The following is a 4493-nucleotide window of genomic DNA, read 5'->3' on the forward strand; positions in this document are numbered from 1 at the left end:
GCACGTTCTACCGGACCAAGGCCCGCCAATGGGACGCGATCACCGAACAGGCGTTCTTCCACTGGAAGAACGGACAGGCCCACGGCCCGGACGACCTGCCCGAAGCCGCCGCCGAGCTGCCCAGCCGCTACCGGATGCCGTACATGGCCAACGTCGCCTAAACCTGCTGAACCTTGCCGGGCGGAACCCGCCCGGCAAGGTACCGCCCTCCTCACCAAAGAACCAGGACCGGCCGAAAGGTTCGGGCGGTCCGCCGCCGGTGGTTGGCTTCCGTCGCGGGTCACCGGCGGCGGACCGCCATTTCGGTGAAGGACCGCCCGTGGAACAGGCAGCGGGCCGGTCAGACTAAGGGCCGGGCCGGCATGGGCGGATCCAGGGGAGACGAAGCCAGGGCATGCTCGCAGGGCTCGCACCCATTCGGGCGTCCGCTGGCGCGGCCGGCTGTTGGGTCCAGTGCTGTCCGTCGCAGGGCTCCGGCCCGCCTTGGCCCTGTCTTGTCTACGACGTCTTTTGGTTGCTGTCCTTCGGATTCTAGGCGTCCGCTCCACCCGGTCTAGCCCCTCCTTCGTCGGGGCCTGCGGTGCAGGAAATGTCCCTCCGGCGCTCCTTCGTCGCTGATTTCCTCCGGGAATTTCCGGCCCCTTGCCCTGCAGGTAGACAGGGCTCCGTCGGCCGCCGAGCAAGCAAGCTTGCCAGCAACCAAAAAACAACGGGGGAGAGGGGAAGCTGGCCGGTCACTTGAGCCGCCCCACCCACCGGAATCCTCTGCAAAAGGAGCAACACCATGAACACCACACCCACCCTCGAAATGCTCGACCCGGCCACCCTGACCGTGGACATCAACGTCCGCAAAGACGCCGCCCTGACACCCGATTTCATTGCCAGCATTGCCGACCACGGCGTGATGGAACCCGTCATCGCCCACCGCAAGGACGACGGCGTGGTGCACGTCCTGATGGGACAGCGCCGCACCCGCGCCGCCGTTGAAGCCGGACGCACCAGCATCCCGGTGATGATCATCGAATCCCCGGAGGAAGCCGAGCGCATCGTGACGCAGGTCGTGGAGAACATCCAGCGCGCCGAACTGACCGAAGCGGACGAGGCCGACGCCTACCACCAGCTGTCCCTGATCGGCGTGTCAGCCGCCGCGATCGCCAAGAAGACCGGGCGCACCAAGACCACCGTGGAAGGGGCGCTGAAAGCGAAGTCCTCGAGCGCCGGATCCGCCGCCCTGGGCAAGGGCTATACCATCGATGAAGCGCTTGTCATGGCCGAATTTGAGGGGAACCGGGACGCCACGGAGGAACTGGAGTCCGTGATCGCGGACGAACCCGATCAGCTCCTGCACGTCGCGCAGATGCTCCGGGACCGCCGCGACCGCGCCGCAGCCCTCGCCGCACTCATCGCCGAGCTCGAGGCGGAGGGCAAGACCATCGTCGAGGACGCCGGGCACTACGCCAACGACGAGAACCTGTACGTCTCGGCCGCCAAGAGGGCCGACGGGGAACCGGCCACCGACGAGGACGCCAATGCCTACCTGATCAGCACCGACTATCGGGGCCAGCACAAAGCCAACCCCGTCATTACCGGCTGGAAGGACCTGGGCTTCACCCCGAAGTACGAACGCTACGACGGCGGCACCCAGGCGCAGAAAGGCCCGATGACCGACGAGCAGAAAGCCGAACGGAAGACCCTGATCGCCAATAACCGGGAGATGGAAAGCGCCACGAAGGTCAGGCGCGAATTTGTGAAGACCCTGCTGTCGCGGRAGACCGCGCCGAAGGGCTGGCAGTACTTCACAGTCCACGCGATCACCCACGACCCCGAAACCGCCAGCGGCTACGACGGCAAGGTCGCCACCGAGATGATCGGGGCCAAGACCGGGGAGGACACCGACCGGTGGGGCTGGAACCCGTTGCGGGACCACACCGCCAAAACCACCGCACGCCCCGAGTTCTCCCTCATCGCCCTGATCTGCGCCGGGTATGAAAAGACCATCCAGAAAGACTCATGGAGGTCCGCTGAGAAGCGGCACTTCCACTACCTGAACCAGCTCACCGCATGGGGTTACACGGCCAGCGCCGTAGAGCAGATCATCATCGACAAGCACACCACCGACACCGAGTAACGTAGAAGTGAGCCGGGTGGCTGATTCCCCAATGCAGCCGCCCGGCCCACTCACCCCAGCAAGGGCCAGGAACCTCCCAGAAGTGGGGCGGTCCGCCGCCCAGGGCGAACCACAGCAGCCACTCACCAGCGACGGACCGCCATTAACCGCGACAACGCGCCGACGCAACACCACCCCGCGGGACCAGGAACAACGAGGTACCAGGCGGCGGCAGCATCACAAACCATTCAGCTAAGCTGAACCACAGATTTCCTTTGCAGAGGGAAAACCGAGTCAGGGCCGGCACTCACGTGCTGGCCCTGACTGTTAGTCGATGATCTTCTGCTCTCCTAGAAGCGCCGTCAGAACCGGAATGCTCGATGCGCTCTAGCGCAGGTCATCGCCGGCCGCTTGCCTGAGCGCAGCAAGATACTCATGAGCCTGCTCACGGTCGCTGTTCTTCTCCTCATCCGACAGCTCCGCGTACGGCGTCGCGATCTGCCGTTCCCACCGTTTTGCCAGATGGGAAGGAATCAGCAGGCTCCCGTCTTCGAGAACAGTGCACTGATCGTGGAGGTACCGCTGCCAGTGCGCCCATCGCTCGTGCTCGACCGCGGCGACAGCCTCCAGAGCTGCGGGTGTGCCCAGGAAATCGTCCGATTGGTGAGGCATCAGATTCGTCGCTGCTCAACGAGGTTCCAATAGTGCTCTCCGAGAACGGTCAGCTCGCAAGCTTTGCTTTCCATGGCGGCGTAGTACATGTGTGGGGCCTCTACCGGGCGCACAAGGTTGACCTTGACATATTTCTGGAGCACCTCGAATGTGGCGTTGTTCGCCGGGTCCGGGGCGGGAATTGCGGGATCTGCAACCTGCTCGCCTGAGCGCGCTGGTTCATACGAAGGGTCCAGCGGCAGCTGGTAGTCCGGGGCCGGGAAGATCGACGTGAGCTGCTGCAGCTCTGTCAGTGCGATCGGCGGCTCGGCGCGCCGCAAGGACACGAACGTTTTCACGTTCGTCTTGAACACCGGACGTTGCTGCCACGGGCCCAGAGACTGATCGACATGGGCGTATACGCTGCCGGGAGTGATATCGCCGACCAGGTTCGCCGCGGCGCCGTTGAGCGCGTCAACAAGGAGCCCGGTGAATACGCCTGACCCGCCGGACTCCAACGCGTACTGTTCAGCGGTGGAAGCCGACAGGATCGTGACCCCATCCCGAATATCGGCCTGATGTCCACCCGACGCGGCGTTGGCCGCGGCACCGCTGTGGCAGCTGTCAAGGATAATGACCTTGTTCGTCGCCGGCGACTGGTTCGCCAACGTCATAACTTCATTCAGCGAAAGCCCGTCGTCTCCGGTTCGTGCGTCACTGGCACACAGGAACCCACCAGTGTCCTCGAGATACCCGTGGCCAGAGAAGTAGAACAGGGCGATCTCCGCGTCGTCACGGAACAGTTCCCGCACTGCGTCCTTCAGCTCGTTCCGATCAACCGTCGAGTTCGGTCCGGTGCTGGTGAGCAACTTCGGGTTGGAAAAATTCAGCGTTCCATCCGAATGACGCTCCAAAACCGAGTTGACGGCGTAGGCGTCGTTTACGCAGCCGTGCAGCGAGCCAATGTGCTCGTAGTAATCGACGCCAACGATCAGCGCCTTGCGCATTCCCATCTACAGGGAGTCGATGAAGTCGCTGATGTTCTTGTCGCTCCACGCAAGCGTGCTGACTCCGGCCAGCGTGGTCCGATCGTTCGAGTAAGCCCAGATCCCACGGACAGGCTTGCCCTCTTCCTTCGCGCAGGTGATCTCCCATTTCTGACCCGTCGATGTCAGAGAGTTCTCGCTGACGAGGACGATGATTCCATGCGACCGTTTAATACGAGTGCGGACCTTTTCCTGCCAATCGTTCTCATACGCCTCTTTCACCGACATATCGATGAACTCATACGGCGCGCGCGGTGACAGGGATTGTCCCTTCAAAAAATCACGCTGCCTTTCGTCCTCGATCGCGAACGCAACGAAAACAACCTTGGTATCTGCCATGCCGGTCTCCTCTTCAAGTAGGTCGAATACCCAGGGTTCATCCTAGGGGCCAGCTCCGACAGCGAACTTTGAATCCAACCAAAACTCTTCAACCTCGAAAGGGGAAGACGAATTTKACGGGCAAGACCGGAGGATTTCTATCGGGGACCCACTCTCCTTGAGGCGGCCCGGCTTCTCCCCGGTGGTGGGGCTTACTGGCCGGGACTAGTTTCCTGTCGAGCTCAAGCCGAAGAATCGTTCGAAGAATGCGCTGAGTTTGGCGATGGCGTTTTGTTTTTTCTCACCGTGGCCACCAGCTGCGGAAAAGCGCGAAACTGGCGGTAGAACTTTAGTGATCGATGTTCCGGTGG

The 4493-nt window shown here is 62.5% G+C and carries 4 protein-coding genes; 1 reads left to right on the top strand and 3 read right to left on the bottom strand.

Annotated features, from left to right (window positions below):
• Nucleotides 1-784: 784 nt before the first annotated feature.
• Nucleotides 785-2128 carry a ParB/RepB/Spo0J family partition protein gene (locus tag AB4Y72_RS19565; RefSeq protein ID WP_441427797.1) on the top strand — a complete coding sequence of 448 codons (1344 nt, stop codon included), beginning with the start codon at nt 785-787 and terminating at the stop codon, nt 2126-2128.
• Nucleotides 2129-2494: 366 nt separating this feature from the next.
• On the opposite strand, the gene AB4Y72_RS19570 is transcribed toward AB4Y72_RS19565, so the two are convergent.
• The 3 genes from AB4Y72_RS19570 to AB4Y72_RS19580 are packed head-to-tail and all read right to left on the bottom strand — an operon-like array spanning nt 2495 to nt 4143.
• Nucleotides 2495-2779 carry a hypothetical protein gene (locus AB4Y72_RS19570; protein ID WP_441427798.1) on the bottom strand — a complete coding sequence of 95 codons (285 nt, stop codon included), beginning with the start codon at nt 2777-2779 and terminating at the stop codon, nt 2495-2497.
• Complete coding sequence (locus AB4Y72_RS19575; RefSeq protein ID WP_441427799.1) at nt 2779-3771, bottom strand: caspase family protein; 993 nt, start codon at nt 3769-3771, stop codon at nt 2779-2781. Before AB4Y72_RS19575 ends, AB4Y72_RS19570 begins: the two co-directional genes overlap by 1 nt.
• Complete coding sequence (locus AB4Y72_RS19580; RefSeq protein ID WP_441427800.1) at nt 3772-4143, bottom strand: TIR domain-containing protein; 372 nt, start codon at nt 4141-4143, stop codon at nt 3772-3774.
• Between the last annotated feature and the right edge of the window lie 350 nt (nt 4144-4493).

The sequence above is a fragment of the Arthrobacter sp. YAF34 genome, from assembly GCF_052113245.1.
GTDB lineage: Bacteria > Actinomycetota > Actinomycetes > Actinomycetales > Micrococcaceae > Arthrobacter.